Here is a 22,066-nt window from a genome sequence, read left to right on the forward strand (position 1 = left end):
TTCGCAAACAAACAGCCTCCAAAATACCTTATGACAGGGCATTTTGGAGGCTGTTTAGGTATGACATCGGCAAAAGCCGCTATTAGGCAAACTTTCCTGATGATATCCTATACTATTCAATCTTCAGTTTTACTGGAAAATTTCTTGTAATTTTGAACAAAACGATTGGAGAGCTCCAATGCGGCTGCATCATATGCCTCTTTATCCTGCCATGTATTTCGCGGCTGCAGCACTTCACCCGGTACTCCCTCAATAAAGTCGGGGCAATGAAGCCCAAATACCGGATCGACTGTGAAATTGGCGTGTTCAATGGATCCATCTAATGCTGCGGAAACCATAGCGCGGGTATGTAATAAGTTTATCCGCTTACCAACTCCATACGGACCACCGGTCCAACCGGTATTGACCAAATATACTCTGACTTGATGCTCGTCGATTTTTTGCCCAAGCATTTTGGCGTAGACAGTCGGATGTAAGGGTAGAAATGGGGCGCCAAAGCACGCGGAAAAAGTCGCTTCTGGTTCCGTAACTCCTCTTTCGGTGCCTGCCAGCTTGGACGTATATCCTGACAAGAAATGATACATCGCTTGGTCCTTGCTTAGTCTGGAAATCGGTGGCAGCACGCCGAAAGCATCTGCCGTTAAGAAAATAATGACCCTTGGATGCCCCGCCTTTCCCGGAATCAACGCATTCGGTATCATATCGATTGGATAAGCCGCCCGTGTATTTTCAGTAATACTGATATTATCATAATCGGCTGCACCCGTCTCCGAGTCCAAGATAATATTTTCCAAAACCGAACCGAAACGAATGGCGTTCCAAATTTGCGGCTCTTTTTCCTTGGAAAGATTAACGCATTTAGCGTAGCAGCCGCCTTCAAAGTTAAATACGCCTTCGTCCGACCAGCCATGCTCATCGTCGCCAATTAACCGACGGCTCGGATCGGCGGAAAGCGTCGTTTTTCCCGTACCGGATAGTCCGAAAAACAATGCTACGTCATCCATGTCGCCTACATTCGCTGAGCAATGCATAGGAAATACTCCCTCAAACGGCAGCAAATAGTTCAATACACTGAAAATCGACTTCTTCATCTCACCCGCATACTCCGTACCTCCGATTAATATCAGCCTCTTTTCAAAGGATAAGCAGATGAATGTTTCGGAACGGGTACCGTCAACAGCCGGGTCCGCCTTGAGTCCTGGAAGTACGAATACCGTAAACTCGGCCTTATGTGTCAGCAACTGCTCCCTCATAGGACGGATAAAAAGCTGATGCACAAACAAATTATGCCATGCGTATTCATTCACAATGCGGATCGGCAGCTGATGTTTATCATCTGCTCCGGCATATCCATCAAAAATGAACAGTTCTTTTTGCGTCATGTATTCCATCGCTTTTTTGTATAATTGATCGAACTGAGATTCAGTGATAGGCTGATTGACAGGTCCCCAATCGATTTGAGATCTCACGGATGGTTCATTGACAATAAATTTATCTTTAGGGGAACGGCCGGTATATTTCCCTGTGAGCACCTGCAGCGCGTCAGAGGAAGCCAGTTTCCCTTCGTTTCGTTCCAAGGCGATTTTGATTAGTTCTGTTACAGACAAATTATAATGTGTAGTTAATACCTTCAACTGCTCCAACTTAACATTCATCTTCTCTTCATCCCTTCTTCTCCATCATGAGCTGAATTTCCGGTTAAAACCCTATTCTCTTGGCATTCCTGATCCTGACAGTCCGAGTAATAAGTTGTCACCTTTTCCGCATCGAATGTTGCTATCTCATTCTGACAGTACTTGCAGAAGATAATACCCATATCTAAGCCAACTGAGGTTTTATCCATTTATAATCCACCCTTTCAGACATCAGATTTACCAGCTCTACGACACGGCTCGCATAAGCCCATTCGTTGTCATACCAAGCTAACACTTTAATCTGATCATTCATGATCATAACGGATGATCCATCGATGACCGCTGATTTGGTACAGCCAATGTAATCTGCGGATACCAAAGGCTCCTCTGTATAGCCCAAGTAAGGTGATAAATTTTGCTCGGACGCCGCTTTCAAAAGCTTTTTGACTTGCTCTAAGCTGCAGGTGCTGGCAACCTTCACCGTCAAATCAATAAGAGACACATCCTGTGTCGGGACACGAAGGGAGATCCCCTGAATCCGCGAGGCTAAATGGGGGAGCACATCTTTGAGCGCCTTGCCTACACCTGTTGTTGTAGGAACAATAGATGCTGTGCAAGCCCGTGCTCTACGCAAATCCTTATGAGGATTATCGAGATGATTTTGATCGGATGTATAGGAATGGATAGTTGTCATCCAACCCGCTTGAATCTTGTATGCCTGATCCAAAATATACAATACAGGAGAAAGGCAATTGGTTGTGCAAGATGCTGCCGAGACCAGCCGATGTTTTGACGGATCGTACAGGTGATCGTTAACACCCATGATAACTGTTAGGTCCATTTGCTTGCCCGGTGCGGTGATCAGGACACGTGATGCTCCAGCGGCAATATGCTTTCCTGCTCCTTCCCGATCGTTAAACTTACCAGTGGCATCAACGACCAGGCTTACTCCAAGATGATCCCACGCTATGTTTGTCGGATTCCTTTCGGATACAAGTTGTATGATATTTCCGTTTATAATCAACTTGCCTTCGCTGACGGAAATATTGGCGTCCCATCTTCGGTGAACGGTATCATATTTCAAAAGGTGAGCAATCGTTTCAACCGGATAACTGCAATTAATCGCTTTTAACTGATACGCATGCTGTTGCTCCGAGAATATTTTTCTGACCAATAACCTCCCGATGCGCCCCATTCCACTGATCCCTACGCCAACACCCAATCTAGACCACTCCTTCACGCGGTTAATAGTGTGTATTATTTAATGATTAATATACACCATTAAAGAGTGAATGCACATAATAAAATATCAATTGGGTATATAATAAAATTTTATCGGATTTACCACGGATATATGACGTTATATTCATAAACATATCCATTCTCAAATCATCTCAATTGTGTCTGTTACTTAGAAACACCTGTCTACCTTTGTTTTCTCAGCCTGTTAACCCTAACGTATCCGCATTATCACCCTCACGGAACTATTAACGCATACAATTTATTATAAATTAATCCATTGATTATGAAATATTTTACCAATATTATGAATATTCACGGTAATTTTTATTATAGCGATATTATGAACGGGCATAGAAGGAATGAAGTCTTTCTATAATACGTCAAAGAGGATGCCCTCACGGACATCCCTTATTGGCGGCGTATTAACGTATTATAGTTTATTAGTAAACGTTTTGGCTGCTTTATTCCAAGTCACATTTGCGCCAAGCGTTTCACTTACGTACCTAAACGGAACCATCGCGATCGAGTATATTCCCCTAAGTTTATAGTTTGCTTTTCTTACGAAACCATCTTTGTGGACGGCCGACAGTTCCATATTGCTGATGTTCCTCGACCGAACCTTCTTCAACCAAAAAAGTAAGATACGTTCTCACTGTCGACCGGCTGACCCCTGCCAATTGTGCAATTTGCTCCGATGTCCGGAATTCCGTTTGCTCCGTTATACATTGAACAACACGGTCTAATGTTCGTTGGTCGATCCCTTTTTGTAAAGCAATGGAGGCTGCATGAATAGAAGGCGCACGCAGCTTGCGCAGATGATCCACGGTTTGCTGATCGACTTCTTTGGAGGCGGTTAGCTGATGTTTAAATTGGTAGTATTTATCCAAAGACTCTTTAAGGTGCGCCAAATCGAATGGTTTAATTAAGTAATCGTATACACCTAATCGAAACCCCTCTTCTACGATTTCCAATTCTTTAGCCGCAGTAATGAGAATGACATCGCATCGTTGTCCCGATGAACGAAGCATCCGTAATAAATCGATTCCTGACCGATCAGGCATATAGACGTCCAGGATAAGCAGATCAGGATGGTTTTCCTCAACAAGTTTAACGGCTTGCGCATAATTATGAGCTGTTCCCACCCATTGAAATCCCGCATGCTGATTAATAAATTTTCCGTGCATGTTGGCAATCATGAAATCGTCGTCCACCACTACAACATCAATGACTTTATTGGTGTTCAAAAATTGTCACCTCCTCAATGGGTAAAAGCGCCTCCACAATAGTTCCTTCTTCGGTCGACTTAATTGTCATGGTGCCTTGTACATTAGAAACTAGCCGCGAGACGATAGTCAACCCTATACCTCGGCCCTCTCCCTTCGAACTTACTCCATCGTGCAGCACTCTCAGACCCAGTGCTGGATCAATTCCAGGACCGTTATCTTTCACCCGCATGATAAGCCGCTGTCCTTCAATTCCCAAATATGACGTAATTTCGGGCGCTTCGCCGATTTTCTTGAACGAAGAAGAAATAGCCTCAAATGCATTTTCAATCGTATTGCCCAAAAAAGTGACCACAATGTCACGATGCGGACAAGGTGAAGGAATCGAGGAACCCGGATCAATATGCAATCGTATATTTAACTCCTTTGCTTTGCTGAATTTACCAAGCAACAGCCCCACAACAGCGGGATCCTTGATATGTGCCAGAAAAAAGTCCAACGTAGATTGATACTCATGATTGACTTCTTCAATTGCATTTTTAGCAAGATCATATTCCTTCATGGTAATAAGCCCTGACAGCAAATGGAGCTTATTCATAAACTCATGCCTTTGGCTGCGCAGCGTATCCACATATTGTCCGATATCCGATATCCGATGGTCAATTTGATCCAATTGTTGTTTATCACGAAAACTGGAAACAGCTCCTATGACTTGACCGTTAGCCATCACTGGCAAACGGTTAGCCACAACCAAAGTATTTCCGATAATCATAGGTTGATCCAGCTGGGGCCCACCCTTTTGCAGTACTTCGCTTAGCCGCGAGTTTGGCAATATGGAACGAATCGGTTCGCCTTTTACTTCCCGTGCGTCCTTGCCCAATATTTTTGAAGCTTCCTGATTGCATGTAGTTATGATTCCCTTACTGTTGACCGCAATTATCCCTTCTCGGATCGATTCAAGAATGGCTGCCTGCTCCTGAGTTAAATAAGCGATTTCTGAAGGTTCCATCTGAAAGATTTGTTTTTTTATAGAGCCGGATAGCAAATGTGCCCCAAATAATCCGATCAACAGGGCAATCAAACCTGTAATTCCGACTCCAATTAAATTGATCCAAATTTCTTCCCACACTTTTTCCATAAGAAAGCCAACGGAAACTATCCCGATTTGTTCGCCTTGTGCATTACGAATCGGGCTTTTGCCACGAATAGAAGGACCCAATGTTCCTGTTGCGTTGGTAATACTGTCATTCCCGAACAATACGGCATCATTATCCTCCCCGACCATATGCTTGCCAATTTCTTTGGAGTTAGGATGGGTTAATCGTATTTGTCCCATATTGGCGATCACGATAAACTGGGCTCCGGTTTTCTTTCTCAGTTCTTCAATAAAGGGTTGCAGATTCGGATCCTGCGTTTCCATTTCCAGGGCACGAATCGTTTCAGGCAAGAAAGCTACCGTTCTCGACAGCATTAAAGCCCTTTCACCGGCTTCTTGAAAACGACTCTCAATAGTAGAGTATTCGATGGAGGAAACAACCAATAGCAGGACAACTCCGATGATCAGAAAAACGAGCAGATTGATCTTTGCGCGAAGTTTTAACCGATTGATCCAAGTCACGTTATTGTCCTCCCATCTTTATTGCTTTTATAGCATTATATTATCTGTTAATACTATAAAAAGAAATCGTTTTCACAGATGCTTCTCATTGTTTTTATCGTCAAAATCAGATTTATTGACAAATATCCCTTATACCGTCAAAAATCACGAAAGAGATCAATTATAGTATAGCCAGCTTAAAAATACGAATATCATATCATTTGATCTCACTTACGACAGAAGCACCGGCAAGAGAAGCCAGAATGCCTTTTTACCGATGCTTTGTATTAAGATTCCTTCATGTAATCTATAGTAATAGCAGCTTCAATCTTATTTCCCAGTACCCCGTACTATATAACAAACATATCTACAAATTGATGGACAGGCATTGTTTCCAGCCCATGCTGGTTTAAGCACAACTCCATTATGGCTTGAGATTGCTTTCGTGGAAAACGTGTAGCCAGATTAGCAGCATACTTCTGTTCCAGCAGCGGAATCCCCTCGTCGCGTCTTCTCCGATGTCCAATTGGAAACTCTGATTCTGCCTTTTCCGTATGTGTACCATCTTTAAAGAAAATCTGCACGGCGTTCGCAATCTTGCGTTGGTCTGGTTCATGATACTCCCGTGTATAGCGCGGATTTTCCTTCGTATTCATCTTATCGCGAAGTGCATCGATTCGTGGATCGCCCGCTATCGTGTCTTCATAATGATCCGCAGTTAATTCACCATAAATCAGAGCGACAGCAACCATATATTGTAGACAGTGATCACGGTCTGCCGGATTGTTCAGCGGCCCTTTTTTATCGATAATGCGAATGGCCGATTCGTGTGTTGTTAATTCAATATAGTCGATCTCATCCCATCTGCCTTCTACCTGAGGACAAAGTCGTATCGCACATTCCACTGCGGTTTGCGCATGAAATTCTGCTGGATAGGAGATCTTGAACAACACATTTTCCATTACATATGAGCCGTAAGGGCGTTGAAATTTGAATTCCTTTCCTTTGAATAATACATCATAAAAACCCCATGTTTTAGCAGTCAGCGCAGACGGATATCCCATCTCGCCCTTTAACGCCATAAGGGAAAGCCGCACAGCCCGACTGGTAGCATCCCCCGCAGCCCAGGATTTGCGTGAACCTGTGTTTGGCGCATGACGGTATGTACGCAGCGCTTGCCCATCCAACCATGCGTTGGATACCGCATTGATCATCTCCTCTTTCGATCCGCCCAGCAGTTTCGTAACGACTGCTGTAGAAGCCACCTTTACAAGCAGGACATGATCCAGCCCTACGCGATTAAAGCTATTTTCAAGCGCAAGCACACCTTGAATTTCATGGGCTTTGATCATCGAGGTCAGTACATCCTTCATCTTGAGCGGCGCTAAACCTTCGGCAATTCTGCTTCTGCTGATATAGTCGGCAGCAGCCAGAATTCCTCCAAGGTTATCGGAAGGATGCCCCCATTCGGCGGCAAGCCATGTATCATTATAGTCCAACCACCGGATCATACAGCCGATATTAAATGCTGCGGTTACAGGATCTAATTGATACTGAGTTCCCGGTACTTTTGCTCCGTGAGGAACTATGGTACCGGGAATAATAGGTCCCAGATGTTTGGTGCACTCCGGATATCTTAGTGCCAGGAGCCCGCAGCCGAGCGTGTCCATCAAACATAGACGGGCCGTTTGATAGGCCTCCGCACTATTCACTTCATAGTCATAAACATAATCAGCTAATTCCAGCAAAACCTGATCGGGTTCCGGTCTCATATTGCTTATAGGGGTTGACATGGATATTCCTCCGTATTGTCTTGATAAATTAAGGTTTTATTTTTATTTTGGAAGCTACTCAAGTTCTGGCTTAAATAATCGGTCCAAGTTTCTTTCATATTCATGGTAATTAAGAAAATCATAGAGCTCCATTCGTGTTTGCATAAGTTCCACAACATTTTTTTGCGTTCCTTCATTACGAAGCTCTTGGTATACTTTCAGGGCAGCAGCATTCATGGCGCGAAAGGCAGATAACGGGTACAAAGCTAAACTTACACCTGCACGCTCCAGTTCATCGACAGTAAAAAGTGGGGTTTGTCCGAATTCCGTAATATTAGCTAACACCGGCACTCCGACTGCATTCACGAACATATCGTATTGCTCAAGGGTAAGCACGGCTTCAGGAAATATCATATCGGCACCGGCTTTCACGCAGGCACAAGACCGTTCAATGGCTGCATCCAGCCCTTCGACCGCAAGCGCATCCGTACGTGCCATAATAATAAAATCTGAATTCGTTTTAGCATCCACGGCCGCTTTAATACGGTCTACCATCTCGGAAAGGCTAACTATCGCCTTGTTTGGACGATGTCCGCAGCGTTTAGCCGATACCTGGTCTTCGATGTGAATACCAGCCGCGCCGGCCTGACTCATCATTCGTACTGTTCGTCCAATATTATGAGCACCACCGAAGCCAGTATCGGCATCTACCAGCAGCGGTAATGAGGTCGCGTTCGTAATTCTTCGAACATCCTCGAGGACATCATTTAAAGTAGTCATGCCAAGATCCGGCAGCCCGAATGAGGCATTGGCCACTCCGCCTCCGGATAAATATATTGCGCGATAGCCAACACGCTCAGCCATCATGGCCGTGTATGCATTAATGGTTCCAACTACCTGCAGCGGTTTTTCAGTTTTTAAGGCTTCCCATAATAATGAACCCGGCGATCTCACATTGCTCATAATGGCACTCCCTTTATTTTTTTGTATGATGGATAAGCTGAAAGAGGCGTCTACAACGCCTCTTTCAGCTTATCCATGGAGCTTAAGGTAACCTGTGTTTATATCCTTATTATTTTTTCACTTTATCCACAAACTCGTTGGTAAATGTTTTGCTGAGGTCGATTTTGGCATCTTTAAGCTGCGGGGTAAACACCGTTAGGATTTCCAATACCTTCTCTGGACCGCCAACAGGCATTTTTCCATCAGATGTGAACATGGAAAGGCTGGATTGCAGCGATTTTATATACAAATCTTTATCGCCTGCATAATATTCCTTTGGCACTTTTTCAGCGATTTCTTCCGCTTTATGCGTATTCATGTATCTCAACGTTTTGACAAAGGCATTGGCTAATCGCTGAACCACTTCTGGGTTTTTCTTCACATAATCTTCACTCATATATAGGCTCGGTGCAGGGTAGGTACCACCAAGAGCTTGTTTGGCTCCATCCTGACTCTCCAGATCGACAAATACAGAAGCTATGCCTCTTTGCTCAAGCAATGCCGTGGTAGGTTGTGTCGCCCATGCGACATCTACCTTCCCTTGCTCCATGGCAGCAACCAATGTTGCACCAGCACCAACAGCCAATGGGGCATAATCTTTTGTTGAGTTACCGCCTTTAGTCACTAAATAGTTGACTAGAAAGTGCGATGATGCCCCTGAGCTGGTAATACCGATATTTCTGCCTTTCAAGTCTGCTATGCCTTTGATCTGATCTTTCACTTTGTTCGCAACCATCAATTTGGCTCCGGGGTTCGTAGCCAGCTGTACGACTTCTTGCAAATATTTGCCCTTAGCCTGAATATCAATCGTATGATCGTAAAAACCAACTACACCCTGAACTTCACCAGCAATGAGCGCCTGCTCAGCATTGACACCGGAAGCCTGGCTTGTAAGCTCCACTTCAAGTCCTTCTTCTTTGAAATACCCCAGGTTTTCCGTCAATTTAGCCGGAAGGTAGATGATTTTTTCTAAACCACCAACCATAATATTGACCTTAGGAAGCTTCGCCGGCGCCGGAGCGGATGCCTGCTGTTCATTACCTTTTGGAGCCGTTGGCTGAGCGGTCGGTTTATCGGCTGTACCACAGCCCGCCAAAAGCAAACCAAACGAGATGAGAACAGATGCGCCAACATTTGTGTTTTTACCAATTTTCATTGTCATTACCCCTTATATGAGAAAATAAATTCGTATAGCTTTCATTATTGACGAACGTGCCTCCAAGCTATAAAACGCCGCTCCAATTTGGTAACTGCCCAATTAGCAGCCAAGGCCGTAATCGATAGAAGAACCATCCCAGCAAATACCCCGGTAGTGTTGAAAGCACCTTGGGCTTGGGCAATCAGAAAACCAAGACCTTTTGTAGAGCCGATAAATTCCCCGACGACAGCGCCAACCAATGCAAAGCCAAAGCTAGAATGTAAACTCGATAAAATCCATGTTAGTGCTGAAGGCAGGATCACATGCTGGGCGAGCTGCCTCTTGCCTGCTCCGAGCAAACGGGCATTGTTTAGCAAATTTTTGTCGACTTCACGTACACCCTGGAAAGCGTTGAAAAAAACGATGAAAAAGGTAAGCGTAACGCCAAGTGCAATCTTCGATGGCATGCCAAGTCCGAACCAGATGATGAATAGTGGTGCCAGCACAACCCTTGGAAGCGCATTCAACATTTGGATGTAAGGTCCGAAAATGACCGAGAGAATATCGTTTCTGCCTAATGCATACCCGGCGATTACACCCAAAGTGACACCGATAATAAATGCAATGACTGTTTCCTCAAAAGTAACCACAAAATGTATATACAGTGGACCTTGGCTCGTACCGTCTATAATCCAGTCCACAATTTGTTTAAAGATCGCAAACGGACTGGAGAAAAAGAACGGATCAATGATTTTCTGATCCGAGAAAAATTGCCAGGATCCAAATACCGCAATGAACACAAGAGTTTGAAGTGTCAGATTGCGTATTTTTATTTTTGCGGCTCTTGCTCTCATTTCCTTTTTCCGAATCACAATCTCTTCTTGCGAATTAAGCGTTGTTTGCATTTGCATAGCTAACCATCACCTCATCCCTTAAATCATTCCAAATTTGCTCATGCAGCTCAGCGAACTGCCGGTCAAAACGTATTTCCGCTACATTCCTCGGTCTTTCCAGATTAATTTGATAATCGCCCTTGATGGTAGCAGCCGGACCTGCGGTTAGAACAATTACGCGGTCGCTCAGAGCAATCGCCTCTTCTAGATCGTGCGTGATAAAAAAGACAGAAGCAGAAGTTTCCTCCCAAATTTTCAGAAGCTCGTTTTCCATTAAATGCCGCGTGTGAACATCAAGCGCAGAAAACGATTCGTCCATAAGTAAGATTTCCGGTTGGGTGATCAAACATTGCGCCAAGGCAACACGTTTTCTCATACCGCCGGAGAGCTGGTGAGGGTAATGCCCCTCAAAGCCTTTCAAGCCCACTTTCTCAATCCAGTGTCTTGCCTCTTGGTAGGCCTCATTTTTTTTCATGCCCTTTAGTCTCAAACCGAGAGAAACATTGTCAATAACTGTTTTCCAGGGAAATGCATTTTCCGTTTGGAAAACACACGCAGCCCGAGGATTGATTCCTTCCAGTTGTTCTCCATGGATTCGAATTTTACCAAGTGAAGGCTTCTCAAAACCGGCAATCAGACTTAATGTCGTAGATTTCCCGCAGCCCGTCGGACCGACAATAGAACAAAATTCCCCTTTTGCAACACGAAGATTAATATTGCGTAAAACGGTGTGAACCTCGCCGGAGGGCTTTAAAAATTCTTTTGTGACCCCTTGAAGATCAATCATTGGAGATTCAGACAAACTTGATCTCGGTTGATTCATGTTGGTGTCTCCTTAATAAAATAGTTTTGGTAGCGCTTGCAACTTAGTATAATCCATTCTGTTGTTTTTGAAATATTAAGGCGATATTATGAATATTGCTTTTATTCACAATTTTGGCGATATTGTTAACGGACAAAAAAAGACACACAGCTACGTCACGTCGCTGTATGTTTAGACAATTTGTCACGCAGCACCATTTGCAGTACCCCACCGTGGCGATAGTAATCAATTTCGACATCACTATCGAATCGGACAATCGCTTCAAAATGTTTATATATTCCGTTTTCATCCACTGCTGTCACTTTTACTTTTTGATGCGGATAAAGACTCTCAAAAACATCGATCTCAAATAGCTCTCTTCCTGTTAAACCAGCCGTATCAGCACTCTCCCCTTCTTTGAATTGCAGCGGCAGAACTCCCATCAATGCAAGATTGCTTCGATGAATGCGCTCAAAGCTTTGCGCGATTACCGCTTTGACACCGAGGAGCTGTGTAGCTTTAGCCGCCCAGTCCCTGGAGCTTCCCATTCCATAATCGATTCCAGCGATAATCACTAGCCCGGTACCATCTTGTTGATATCTCATGCTGGCATCATAAATGGACATCACTTCTCGGGTTGGAAAGTACGTCGTTACGCCGCCTTCCGTTCCAGGAGTTATTTGGTTACGAAGCCGAATGTTAGCGAAACCGCCGCGCATCATAACATGATGATTGCCACGGCGGGCTCCGTATGAACTCAGATCGTCGGCTTTAACTCCCTGATCCATCAAATATTTGCCGGCAACACTGTTTAACGGAATGGTGCCTCCAGCTGGCGAAATATGATCCGTTGTTATGGAGTCTCCAAGCTTCGCAAGCACTCGAAGACCTTGAAGCGGGACAATCTCTCGAGGCTTCAGAGATATACGTTCGAAAAACGGAGGATTCTGGAGATAAGTCGACTTTTCCTCCCATTCATAAAGCAATCCTTCACTTGTCTTCAAGTTGTTCCAGTCTTTGTTTCCTGTAAACATATGTTCGTTTTGATATTCAAACAGATCCGGTGTAACCGTCTCGGCAATTACTTTTTGAACCTCATCTTCAGTAGGCCAAATGTCTGCCAAGTATACATCTTTGCCTTCTTTATCCGTACCAAGCGGCTCATTGCGAAGATTGATATCAACCGTCCCTGCGATAGCGTAAGCCACAACGAGAGGGGGAGAAGCAAGAAAGTTTGCTTTGATCAGCGGGTGAATACGTCCTTCAAAGTTACGGTTGCCTGAGAGAACACTGGATACAATCATATCATGATCCACAATCACGTTTCCTATTTCCTCAGGAAGTGGACCCGAGTTGCCAACACAAGTCGTACATCCGTACCCAACAAGATAGAAACCGAGTTTTTCTAGAAAAGGCAGCAATCCAGCTTTACGCAAATAGTCGGTTACCACTTTAGAACCTGGAGAAAGACTTGTTTTTACATAGGAGGGGACACTCAAACCTCTCTCTACCGCTTTTTTGGCAAGAAGTCCAGCACCGATCATCACATTCGGGTTAGACGTATTCGTGCAGCTTGTGATGGCTGCAAGTACGATTGCTCCTGTTTTTAATGTAGATTTACTCCCATTCGGATATCTGATTTGCACGAATTTATTGATTTCATCTTCAGCAAGGCCGTAACCATGATTACCTGCTTCGTACGTTAGCGCTTTTTTGAACGTTTCTTTCAATTCTGAAAGGCGGATTAAATCTTGTGGACGTTTCGGTCCTGCCAAGCTTGTTTCAATGTCAGCCAGATTAACGTCAATTACAGCGGTATACACAGCTTCTGCAGAATCTGATGTATAGAACAGGCCATTAGCTTTACAGTAAGCCTCAACAAGCTGTACCTGTTCTTCAGTTCGTCCGGATAAGCGCAAATAATGAAGTGTTTCCTTATCAATCGGAAAGAGGCTAATCGTTGCTCCATTCTCAGGAGACATGTTGGCAACCGTCGCTCTATCAGCGAGTGACAGATTGGCAACGCCTTTACCAAAAAACTCAACGAACTTACCCACCACTTTCTTCTTGCGAAGAAGATTCGTCATATAGAGGGCCAGATCTGTACCGGTTGTTCCTGCAGGAAGCGTGCCGTTCAATCGGATGCCAATTACTTCAGGTACAGGGAAACAAGATGGCTGCCCGAGCATACCTGCTTCAGCCTCAATTCCGCCTACTCCCCAACCAACTACACCAATCCCGTTGATCATTGGCGTATGAGAATCAGTACCGAAACAAGTATCAGGAAATGCCAAGTACTCTCCGTTTCCGTCTTTAACACCATGAACAACAGGAGTGAGGTATTCCAAGTTCGCTTGATGGATGATTGCTGTTGAAGGTGGAACTGCGCGAAAGTTATCAATGGAGTTTGTTGCCCATTTAAAAAACTCGTACCGCTCATAATTTAACTCAAAGCCTCGGTCAACATTATATTTTAATGCATCAGGCGTACCAAATTTGTCCACTTGCTCTGCGTGATCGATAACAAGATCAACCTGGATTTCTGGATTAATCCGCTTGGGGTCCCCACCCATATCGTGCATCGCTTTTCTTAATGAGGCAATATCGACGACAACAGGCACGCCGGTAAAATCCTGTAGCACAATACGCGCCGGTTTGAAAGGAACATCCATGTTCTCTTTCATTTCCTTTGTGCCCCATTTTGAAAGATTTTCGATATGCTCTTTTTTTATGGCTTTTCCGTCATACTGCCGCAGAACAGATTCCAGTAATATTTTGATAGAATAAGGAAGTCCTGAGATGCACCCAACGCCTCCCTCTTCCAAGGCTTGTAACCGATAGTAGGTATATGTTTTCCCGTTCAACTCCAATTGGGTACGAGCTCCAAAAACATCATTTTCTTCAGTTGTCATGTTGTCCCCTCCATATCTTTTCCTGCTGAAAGTGTTTATTCTGGAATATATAAATTCCCCTTCATTATTCTTCTGGCCGTTCTATCGAGCCCGACGGAGGCCACATCTGTACCATCCTCCGTTAATGAAACCCGAACCTCTGCAACGCCTTCCGGATGTCCGATTCGGATGATTTGTTCATGATAGCTGCCTTTTTGAGTCGCGAATCGGTTCGGTAATGTTCCCGGTAATAAGGCAGCTGCAGCTAGGTTATAAAGTCCACTCCCCGCATATGTCCGATGGAATTTCCCCATAGAAAGCATCTTGGCTACGATGTCGACATCCTTCTTCTTAATCACTTTTCCCTCTGAAGTGACGTAATCTTGTGGTTCAGTTACAATAGCGATTTTGGGGACAGATCCCACGATTTCTCCCAGCGATGTTGCCATTCCGGAATGAACAGCCATCTGGCTGCGAATGGCTTCTAACTCAGCCAGCAAAGCTATATTTAATGACAGTTCGCTGTTGAGCTCAGTCCCTTTGATTCCCAAGTCATCTGCAGCTACATACACGAATGGATTAACCACATCGATAAAAGAAATCTCATAAGCTTTAGATGTTGTCTCCATAGCATATAGAACATCAACTGGAAGCGTTTTACCCGTTTTCCCTCCGCCAGGGAAAAGAATATTAACGATAAATTTGGCACCTGTACCGTGAAGCCCAGGCATGACATAATCGCCAGAAACTTTTGCTTTACCGTTTACAGTCGGCACTTTCAAGTGGAGCAATTTCTTGATATTGGTGTTAAATACGTTAACATCCACATATTCAGAAGATCGATTTACTTCAACTAAACCTTCGTCTACAGCAAATGCACCCACGGCAGCCATCAAGTTTCCGCATGTTCCCTTGTCATCCATTACTTCTTCACCGATTCCGATCTGGTAAAAGGTGTACTCCACATCTACTCCCTCCAGTGAAGACGGAGAAATCACGCATACTTTACTCGTATGAGAGGTCCCGCTCCCTAACCCGTTAATTTGGGAAACATTATAAGCATCGATGCCGTTTAGAAATATTTTTTTTTGCCCTTGGACGTCTTCTGGCAAATCACTTTTCACCAAAAATAACCCACGACTCGTACCACCTCTATATACTGCACATGGAATTGAGAACTGCGACATGTCAACCAGCCTCCTATAAATGTTTGTTAAATCAGCTTGGCTTCATTCTAGAACATCTTTAATTTAAAAAATAATACATATCCTGTATAGCCAGCGATCCGATTTTCAAATATCTGAAGATATCGGGTTTAATTATGCCTGAACATAGTTTTTTTGAATTTCAACAAATGGGCTGCTGGATGTATAGTTGAAGAATCGAAAGGAATGGAGAGAGCCATGAACACTATCATTGATCAATTTCAAAAGGTTCCGACTACATGTATTTCCGATGCGTTGCAGGGACTGAACAATATGGATCCCGCTATTAAGCCATTAATGGAAGATTATCGGGTTGCCGGAAGAGCATTTACTGTAAAAATGCCCGTAGGAGATAACATGGCTGTCTTAAAAGCGATTAGAGAAGCAAAACCCGGAGATATTTTGGTTATAGATGCAAAAGGGGATCGCTTCCGTGCCATTGCAGGTGATTTTGTTGTTGGAATGGCGAAAGCATTAGGAATCAAAGGTATTATCGTGGACGGCAGCATACGGGATCTCATAGGGATCAAGCAGCTCGATTTCCCTGTTTTCTCAAGGGGAGCTACGGTTGCTGCCAGCGTTAAAGCAGGTGTCGGCGAAATCAACGTACCGATCTCCTGCGGCGGGGCAGCTGTTCAGCCTGGTGATATCATCGTCGGAGATGCGGATGGAGTTGTTGTCGTTCCCAGAGCTTTAGAGCAAGAGGTACTTAGCCATGCGCTGGAGAAGCTGAATAAAGACAACACACGAGCGGTGAAATATTCAGATAAACCTGAAAAAATCATTCAATATCTGGATGAAATTCTGGAAGCCTACAAATTGCGAAAATAAAAAACGGGTTGAGGAATACTCCTCTTCCCATTTTTCATTTACAACGGTTTGCTTAAATCCAGCTCCTCTACAAACTGAACGAAAGCGTTCACCATATTTAATTCCAGCGAATCCTGTTGATAATACATCCATGTTCTTCTTTGTATAGGGTTACCGTTTTTATCAGTAATGTATATTTTATGAATATTCGGGATACCTTCAAGGACAAGGCTCGGTACAATCGCATATCCTAATCCTTTAATAACCATTTCCCGGCACGTTTCAACCTTATCCACTTCCATACCGATTAACGGAGGGTGAGCATAGTTTTCAGTCCACCAATTGTTCACCAGTGACTTGAATAAATAGTCAGTTTGGTAGTCTATTCTTGAACAGGCAGGTAGCTCTCCCATATTCAATGCCTTTTTGGATGCAACACAAATCGACTCTTCTAATATGAGATGTTTCTGGCCTCCCCATTGGTAGTCCCCCCTAACAAAACCAACATGAACAAGCTGGTTATAAACCAAGTTATGCACATCTCTACTCCAGCCTGTTACTACTTTGAATTCCACATCGGGATATTTATTTTTAAACAACTCTAAAATCCCTGGCAGTTTATTCCTCGTAAAATAATTAGAAACACCCAGTCTGAGTGTTCCAACGACTTTATTGCCCATATTCCTTACATTATCTTTAATTTTATCTATGGTTATGAGCATCTCGTCTGCACGTTTAGCTAAATATTCGCCCTCTGGCGTAAATTCAATGCCTCTCCTTCTCCGTTGAACAATTTTAACACCAAACTCCTGTTCAATTTGCTGTAACCGGTTCGTCAATGCAGGTTGTGAAATAAACAGAATTTGTGCGGTCTTTGTTATATTTTGCTGCTCGTACAGCACCTTTAATATTTTCCAATCCCGATCATCCATTAAGACTTCCTCCAAACCTGAAGATGGCGAAACATCATTTCATTCCATTGCATCACGCACAGTATCAGCTTCGCTCGCTGAAGCGATGTTCTAACTATTGTAATGGAGTCCGGATCGACCTTCAAGAATTATATGTCCTTGTATGACAGCTCTCCATATAAACCAAAATAACCTCGATACCCACTACGCTAGTGGGCTCGAGGCATTTTTTCTTTGTAAGTCTATATATTACCGTCTCCGAAGTGCGAGCCTTACCACGTTGTCTTGGAAGGTCACAGCGCGTATACCTGCAGGCTTGGGTAGGTAGTCATTTAACGGAAGCTGCAGCGGCTGCAGTTGAAACCAATCCATCGGCACAGAAAACTGCTTGATTTCGGTTCTTGTATGGGTTGCTGTCAGGATGGGATCTTCCCATTTGACAGTAAAAAACAGCTTGGCTCCAATCGGCCACTTGTCTTTATACATCAAGGTTACATCAGCAGTCCATTGATTTCCCTTCAAGTTAAATTGTGCTCCTGATAGCTTCCAATCTTCCGTCAGCTGAGCACGTGAAGAGAGCGTCTTTTTCAGCAGTTCATTCACTTCGCTTTCGGTCAATACAACCTCAAGCCTTCTATTAGCGAGCATATCCGTTAACTTATCACGAATCGAAATTTCCGAATAATTCAGATCCAGCATTCGATCAGGCTGAGCATACGCATAGGAAACACCCAACAGCAGAATACAAAGGATAAGCAGCATTCCAACAAAGCGCAATAGCTTCCCCATTTCCGTAGTTCCTCCTGACTCTCAATAAACAAGCTGTGAAAAAAGCTTATGTCGGTTTGTTTTGTTTTTCTTTCAACCAGCGCGGAGCACCTTTATTTTTGCGTTCCCGCTTAAGCTCACGATCCGATTTGGTCTTCACGGGCTTGGTGCCTTTTGGGGCTTCAGGCTTGGTTCCGGTCGCGGCAGCCAGAGTACCTGACTTGTGAATCTCCGGAGCTGTCCCAGACCTTGTCTCGGATCTAACCTCAGATCGGGATGGACCTGTCTTCGCAAACTTATTGGAAGCCTGGCTTGCCGGCTTGCTTGATGATGGCCTGCTTGATGCTTTACCCGATACCGATGAGCTTTTAGCTGGATTGGGCTTACCCAACGCTGTACTGCGGACAACCGCTTGGTTGGACGAACTGGTCACAGCTGAACCAGCCTGCTGCTGATCTGCAGAACCTGTACGGGCTCCCTTGTCTTTGGCAGGCGCTGCAGACTTAGCTGCACTACGTGAACCGGATTGATAAATCTTGCCGTAAGCCATTTCTTGTTCCTCTATTTTGCAGCCAAGTTTTTTGGCAAACTTTTCGATAATAAAACGTTGTTTATGCGTGAGGATGGAAATCGCTGTACCCTTTTTCCCCATACGTCCGGTCCGTCCTACACGATGTACATAATGGTCGGCATCAATCGGCAGCTCAAAGTTAATAACATGTGTGACATGAGGAATATCCAAGCCGCGCGCCGCTATATCCGTTGCCAGCAGCAGCTGGAATTTGCCTGCCCGAAATGCCTGCATCACCTTTGCCCGCTCCTGCTTGCCTGCATCGCCATACAAAGCCTCAATGGAGAGACCGGCAAATTTTAGCTTTTCCACAATTTCGGCTACATTATCGATTTCATTGATGAATACAATAGCGGCGGGCATTTTATACAAGCGAACGATACGACGAAGCGTATCAATCTTGTCCCGATCTTCGCAAACAAAATATAAATGCTGGAGCGTTTCCGAGGTGCGCTGCTCAGGCGAGATTTGCACATATACCGGTTCATTCATCCAACGGCTGATGACAGCTTGAATGGGCTCAGGCATCGTAGCTGAGAAAAAGAGCATTTGTCGGTTGCGCTGTGTGCCTTTAAATATGACCTCTACCTCGCGCATGGAGCCCAAATCAAATACTTGATCGACCTCATCGACAACAACCGTGCGCACATGGTGAACGCTCAGCTTGCGCAGCTTTAACAGCTCCATCACTCTTCCCGGTGTGCCTACAATCAACTGCGGACGAAGCTTAAGCTTGTCAATTTGCCGAGTTAAGGCGGCACCGCCAATCAACCCCTGAACACGAATGCCAGCTTCATCAGCGAGCAGCTGCAAGGTTTCCAGAATTTGAAAGCCAAGCTCGCGAGTAGGCACAATAACGATACCTTGAACCTCTCTTGAGCTCTTGTCCACCTGCTGCAACAATGGAAGCACATAGGCCAAGGTTTTACCCGAACCGGTTTGTGATTGTGCAACCACATCCTTGCCGGATAAAATAACCGGGATCGACTCCGCCTGAATCGGTGATGGTACCAGGATGTCCTTTTCCTTCAGTTTATTTATATAAACCTCATCAATTTGCAAACTTGAAAAACTGTTCATCTAATTCCTCCTAAGGGTTTTGCCTTGGCAAAACCTTCTTCGTAAGCATATTCTTGTTTTCGTAGAAAACTTACTTCGTAAGCATCTACTAGAAGTCTGGTGAATACGTCCCGCTGCGCGGTCAAATATCCTTCCGATCACTGTTGTTTCCGTATTTTTTGATTTCACAAGATATTAGCGGTAAAAATACGGAAACAAAGGCGAACGCTGGCGCTTCTCCAGGATCATTTGCCCACTCCGCTCTTTATTCACCGGACTTCTGGGTTTTGCCTTGGCAAAACCTTCTTCGTAAGCATATTCACCAAACAAGCGTATAAATTCATCATACCAATGGAAGTAGGTAACATCAATAGCTGATCTCCATCTGCTGCAGCTTCTGCGACAACCACATAAATACAGCGTCCAGAGCCTTGTCATCCTGTTTCCTTGGAAAACGATGGCCGAAGCCCTCATGCAATTCCATAGCAAAATCCTTGCCGGATCGCTTCAAGCTCTCAGCCAGCTTCCATGCATGTCTTACGGGAACCAAAACATCGGATGTACCATGCACGATCATAATCGGTACCTTCAGAGCGTCCACCCAATAGACGGGTGATCGACTTTGATAAGCATCTATTTGCTTACGGGGATGACCGACGACACGCTTGAGCATACGCCTCAAATCAACACGTTCTTCATACGTGTCAAATAAATCGCTAACCCCACCCCATACGACTACAGGCCCTACCCCTTCACACTCTTTGGCAGCTGACAGAGCCATAATCGATCCCCGGGAAAATCCAATTAACGGGACAAGCCCTGGCTTCACCTCAGGGAGCGAGCTCATCATGGTAATGGCATGAATGACATCCAGACGATCCTCTCCGCCAAACTCATCCCGCCCCTCGCCTCCTTCATTCCCTCGGTAAAAAGGAGCAAACACCACATATCCCCGCTCCGCCATGGTCATCACCCGACGTTTGCGCGGCATGCCTACCTTGCGAATGCCGCCACGGCAAAAGATCAGCGCCGGACAAGGCCCTTTCGAATCAGGAACAGCCAAATACCCTTTGACCCTAAGTCCTTCACTTGAATAGGTTACTAAATAAAGGCTTACATCCGATCTATGACTTTGCAATAGCTCTCTCTGTAATAACGTTCCGGAAGGTGTACCGGTTTCCCTGATGTTCGTCAATGGGATTCTTCCCTTTCCTTGGTTTCCTGCTTTACAGAACTCATACAAATACGCTAGACTAGCGTTACCTTATTAATATGAAGTCAAGGAGGCTTTTCTATGAATACCGAGTTTGAAAGTGAATTCAACGCTTTGGTCGAAACCTTTGCGGAAATGGTGACAGGCAGCAGATCACCAGAGCTGGTGGAAAAAATCAAAGTTTGGTCCATATATAATCATATTCACAAAACTATGCCTGCCCTGGCAAGCCATTGGAATCAGGATCATCCGGAGAGCAGAGCCGTCATTCGGAGTCTCTTTGAGGAAGTACGCGCCATGCATCTCGAGCTGAAAGAAAAGAACAAGAGTACGAATCCTGAAGAGTAGTACCCTCTGCAAGAAAGCACAAATTTGATCATTACACGGACGTAAGTCTCCGCAGCCTGACACCAAGCAAGCGCCTTGAACCATTACCATAGGGTCCAAGGCGCTTGCTTGCATTTTATATCATAAGGATTCATTCAGTTAGGTACATGTTTATTTCTTATTCATCATCTTATAGGTGAACTTTTCAAAAGTTCGCGGAAACAGCTGAAACAGCTTTGCTCCAAAACCTGCGACGAAGGGCATGTTCACCTCGGGAGTACCTTTTTCGATCGCACGGATGATTTTACCAACCACCTGTTCCGGTTTTAGCATAAACCATTTGATGTTCGTTACATATTGACCCGAAGGATCTGCCCTGTCAAAAAAAGGCGTATCAATAGGTCCCGGATTAATAGCTGTCATCTTGATCCCTGTGCCGACCAGCTCCTGCCGAAGACTGTTTGTGAATCCAAGCACCGCATGTTTGGTTGCCGAATATCCTGATGATTTGGCTGAACCGACTTTGCCCGCCATGGAAGCAATATTAATAATATGGCCTCTACCTGCCTTCAGCATGATAGGCAGCACAGCCTTGGTACAGCGAACGGTTCCCAGATAGTTCACATCCATCATGGCTGCCATTTCTTCAATTGAACAATCCAGCAGTTTTTCGAATATGCCATAGCCTGCATTATTGATCAGTATATCAATACGACCATAATGGTCAATAACTTGCTCGAAAGTGGAGAAGACTTGATCCGTAGAAGTAACATCCAGCTCGTATATACGATGCTCGCCATTGAGTTTGGCAGCAACCTTTTCCAGCTTGTCAACCGATCGCGCCATCATCACAGGTATAGCACCACGCTTCGACAATTCCTCCACCATGAGGGCTCCGATTCCACTGGATGCTCCCGTAACGACAACGACTTTTCCGTTAAACATTTGTCACACCTCCACAAGGATAAACGGCTCCGCTGTCTTAGGTAGAACGGCACACGTTTGTCT

At 44.6% G+C, this 22,066-nt stretch carries 20 protein-coding genes; 2 read left to right on the forward strand and 18 right to left on the reverse strand.

What is annotated here, in order from left to right; all coding sequences use genetic code 11:
• Window positions 1-116 precede the first annotated feature (116 nt).
• The 13 genes from pckA to BM210_RS01660 form a co-directional block, all read right to left on the reverse strand.
• On the reverse strand, window positions 117-1,655 hold the full coding sequence (pckA, locus tag BM210_RS01600; protein WP_091163820.1) for a phosphoenolpyruvate carboxykinase (ATP): 1,539 nt from the start codon (window positions 1,653-1,655) through the stop codon (window positions 117-119).
• On the reverse strand, window positions 1,652-1,843 hold the full coding sequence (locus BM210_RS01605) for a GapA-binding peptide SR1P (protein ID WP_091163821.1): 192 nt from the start codon (window positions 1,841-1,843) through the stop codon (window positions 1,652-1,654). The genes pckA and BM210_RS01605 overlap by 4 nt, the downstream gene beginning before the upstream one ends.
• On the reverse strand, window positions 1,819-2,829 hold the full coding sequence (gene gap, locus BM210_RS01610; protein WP_091164671.1) for a type I glyceraldehyde-3-phosphate dehydrogenase: 1,011 nt from the start codon (window positions 2,827-2,829) through the stop codon (window positions 1,819-1,821). Before gap ends, BM210_RS01605 begins: the two co-directional genes overlap by 25 nt.
• Window positions 2,830-3,306: 477 nt before the next feature.
• The gene (locus BM210_RS36140; RefSeq protein ID WP_091163823.1) at window positions 3,307-3,471 is read right to left on the reverse strand and encodes a stalk domain-containing protein; all 165 of its coding nucleotides are present in this window, start codon (window positions 3,469-3,471) and stop codon (window positions 3,307-3,309) included.
• Complete coding sequence (locus BM210_RS01620; RefSeq protein ID WP_091163824.1) at window positions 3,419-4,120, reverse strand: response regulator; 702 nt, start codon at window positions 4,118-4,120, stop codon at window positions 3,419-3,421. Before BM210_RS01620 ends, BM210_RS36140 begins: the two co-directional genes overlap by 53 nt.
• Window positions 4,107-5,717: an ATP-binding protein gene (locus BM210_RS01625; protein ID WP_091163825.1), complete on the reverse strand. Its 1,611-nt coding sequence runs from the start codon at window positions 5,715-5,717 to the stop codon at window positions 4,107-4,109. The genes BM210_RS01620 and BM210_RS01625 overlap by 14 nt, the downstream gene beginning before the upstream one ends.
• 329 nt (window positions 5,718-6,046) lie before the next feature.
• A complete protein-coding gene (locus BM210_RS01630; RefSeq protein ID WP_091163827.1) occupies window positions 6,047-7,489 on the reverse strand; it encodes a bifunctional 2-methylcitrate dehydratase/aconitate hydratase in 1,443 nt (480 codons plus the stop codon).
• 54 nt (window positions 7,490-7,543) lie between these two features.
• Window positions 7,544-8,431, reverse strand: coding sequence for a methylisocitrate lyase (gene prpB, locus BM210_RS01635; protein ID WP_091163829.1), 888 nt, complete (start codon window positions 8,429-8,431; stop codon window positions 7,544-7,546).
• Window positions 8,432-8,540: 109 nt separating this feature from the next.
• The gene (locus tag BM210_RS01640) at window positions 8,541-9,626 is read right to left on the reverse strand and encodes an ABC transporter substrate-binding protein (protein WP_091163831.1); all 1,086 of its coding nucleotides are present in this window, start codon (window positions 9,624-9,626) and stop codon (window positions 8,541-8,543) included.
• 44 nt (window positions 9,627-9,670) lie between these two features.
• The gene (locus tag BM210_RS01645; protein WP_091163833.1) at window positions 9,671-10,519 is read right to left on the reverse strand and encodes an ABC transporter permease; all 849 of its coding nucleotides are present in this window, start codon (window positions 10,517-10,519) and stop codon (window positions 9,671-9,673) included.
• On the reverse strand, window positions 10,497-11,324 hold the full coding sequence (locus tag BM210_RS01650; RefSeq protein ID WP_091163835.1) for an ABC transporter ATP-binding protein: 828 nt from the start codon (window positions 11,322-11,324) through the stop codon (window positions 10,497-10,499). The genes BM210_RS01645 and BM210_RS01650 overlap by 23 nt, the downstream gene beginning before the upstream one ends.
• Before the next feature lie 155 nt (window positions 11,325-11,479).
• Entirely contained in the window at window positions 11,480-14,215 is a 2,736-nt protein-coding gene (gene acnA / locus BM210_RS01655) for an aconitate hydratase AcnA (RefSeq protein WP_091163837.1), read from the reverse strand.
• Window positions 14,216-14,250: 35 nt separating this feature from the next.
• Window positions 14,251-15,381 (reverse strand): PrpF domain-containing protein, encoded by a 1,131-nt coding sequence (locus BM210_RS01660; RefSeq protein WP_091163839.1) that lies wholly within the window; start codon window positions 15,379-15,381, stop codon window positions 14,251-14,253.
• A gap of 216 nt (window positions 15,382-15,597) precedes the next feature.
• On the opposite strand from BM210_RS01660, the gene BM210_RS01665 reads away from it, so the two are divergent.
• On the forward strand, window positions 15,598-16,230 hold the full coding sequence (locus BM210_RS01665) for an RraA family protein (RefSeq protein WP_091163841.1): 633 nt from the start codon (window positions 15,598-15,600) through the stop codon (window positions 16,228-16,230).
• Between the two features lie 38 nt (window positions 16,231-16,268).
• Here the strand turns inward: BM210_RS01665 and BM210_RS01670 are convergent, their stop codons facing one another.
• From BM210_RS01670 to BM210_RS01685, 4 genes are all read right to left on the reverse strand, one after another.
• Window positions 16,269-17,141: a LysR family transcriptional regulator gene (locus tag BM210_RS01670; RefSeq protein ID WP_091163843.1), complete on the reverse strand. Its 873-nt coding sequence runs from the start codon at window positions 17,139-17,141 to the stop codon at window positions 16,269-16,271.
• A gap of 228 nt (window positions 17,142-17,369) precedes the next feature.
• Window positions 17,370-17,909 carry a hypothetical protein gene (locus BM210_RS01675; protein ID WP_091163845.1) on the reverse strand — a complete coding sequence of 180 codons (540 nt, stop codon included), beginning with the start codon at window positions 17,907-17,909 and terminating at the stop codon, window positions 17,370-17,372.
• A gap of 46 nt (window positions 17,910-17,955) precedes the next feature.
• Window positions 17,956-19,539, reverse strand: a complete 1,584-nt coding sequence (locus BM210_RS01680) for a DEAD/DEAH box helicase (RefSeq protein ID WP_091163847.1) — start codon at window positions 19,537-19,539, stop codon at window positions 17,956-17,958.
• 346 nt (window positions 19,540-19,885) lie between these two features.
• Window positions 19,886-20,713: an alpha/beta hydrolase family protein gene (locus BM210_RS01685; RefSeq protein ID WP_371263403.1), complete on the reverse strand. Its 828-nt coding sequence runs from the start codon at window positions 20,711-20,713 to the stop codon at window positions 19,886-19,888.
• A 99-nt stretch (window positions 20,714-20,812) separates the two neighbouring features.
• On the opposite strand from BM210_RS01685, the gene BM210_RS01690 reads away from it, so the two are divergent.
• Window positions 20,813-21,079, forward strand: coding sequence for a DUF2573 family protein (locus BM210_RS01690; protein ID WP_091163849.1), 267 nt, complete (start codon window positions 20,813-20,815; stop codon window positions 21,077-21,079).
• Between the two features lie 150 nt (window positions 21,080-21,229).
• On the opposite strand, the gene BM210_RS01695 is transcribed toward BM210_RS01690, so the two are convergent.
• Window positions 21,230-22,003: an SDR family NAD(P)-dependent oxidoreductase gene (locus BM210_RS01695; RefSeq protein WP_091163850.1), complete on the reverse strand. Its 774-nt coding sequence runs from the start codon at window positions 22,001-22,003 to the stop codon at window positions 21,230-21,232.
• Window positions 22,004-22,066: the final 63 nt, after the last annotated feature.

This window comes from Paenibacillus sp. 1_12 (assembly GCF_900114475.1).
Lineage (GTDB): Bacteria > Bacillota > Bacilli > Paenibacillales > NBRC-103111 > Paenibacillus_S.

Bases quoted from the DNA above. Each gene is read 5' to 3' on its own strand.
- pckA (WP_091163820.1), bottom strand. From the start codon at position 1,655: ATGAATGTTAAGTTGGAGCAGTTGAAGGTATTAACTACACATTATAAT.
- BM210_RS01670 (WP_091163843.1), bottom strand. From the start codon at position 17,141: ATGGATGATCGGGATTGGAAAATATTAAAGGTGCTGTACGAGCAGCAA.
- BM210_RS01630 (WP_091163827.1), bottom strand. From the start codon at position 7,489: ATGTCAACCCCTATAAGCAATATGAGACCGGAACCCGATCAGGTTTTG.
- BM210_RS01690 (WP_091163849.1), top strand. From the start codon at position 20,813: ATGAATACCGAGTTTGAAAGTGAATTCAACGCTTTGGTCGAAACCTTT.
- BM210_RS01650 (WP_091163835.1), bottom strand. From the start codon at position 11,324: ATGAATCAACCGAGATCAAGTTTGTCTGAATCTCCAATGATTGATCTT.
- BM210_RS01645 (WP_091163833.1), bottom strand. From the start codon at position 10,519: ATGCAAATGCAAACAACGCTTAATTCGCAAGAAGAGATTGTGATTCGG.
- BM210_RS01695 (WP_091163850.1), bottom strand. From the start codon at position 22,003: ATGTTTAACGGAAAAGTCGTTGTCGTTACGGGAGCATCCAGTGGAATC.
- BM210_RS01680 (WP_091163847.1), bottom strand. From the start codon at position 19,539: ATGAACAGTTTTTCAAGTTTGCAAATTGATGAGGTTTATATAAATAAA.
- BM210_RS01660 (WP_091163839.1), bottom strand. From the start codon at position 15,381: ATGTCGCAGTTCTCAATTCCATGTGCAGTATATAGAGGTGGTACGAGT.
- prpB (WP_091163829.1), bottom strand. From the start codon at position 8,431: ATGAGCAATGTGAGATCGCCGGGTTCATTATTATGGGAAGCCTTAAAA.
- BM210_RS01605 (WP_091163821.1), bottom strand. From the start codon at position 1,843: ATGGATAAAACCTCAGTTGGCTTAGATATGGGTATTATCTTCTGCAAG.
- acnA (WP_091163837.1), bottom strand. From the start codon at position 14,215: ATGACAACTGAAGAAAATGATGTTTTTGGAGCTCGTACCCAATTGGAG.
- gap (WP_091164671.1), bottom strand. From the start codon at position 2,829: ATGGGGCGCATCGGGAGGTTATTGGTCAGAAAAATATTCTCGGAGCAA.
- BM210_RS01675 (WP_091163845.1), bottom strand. From the start codon at position 17,909: ATGGGGAAGCTATTGCGCTTTGTTGGAATGCTGCTTATCCTTTGTATT.
- BM210_RS36140 (WP_091163823.1), bottom strand. From the start codon at position 3,471: ATGGAACTGTCGGCCGTCCACAAAGATGGTTTCGTAAGAAAAGCAAAC.
- BM210_RS01640 (WP_091163831.1), bottom strand. From the start codon at position 9,626: ATGAAAATTGGTAAAAACACAAATGTTGGCGCATCTGTTCTCATCTCG.
- BM210_RS01665 (WP_091163841.1), top strand. From the start codon at position 15,598: ATGAACACTATCATTGATCAATTTCAAAAGGTTCCGACTACATGTATT.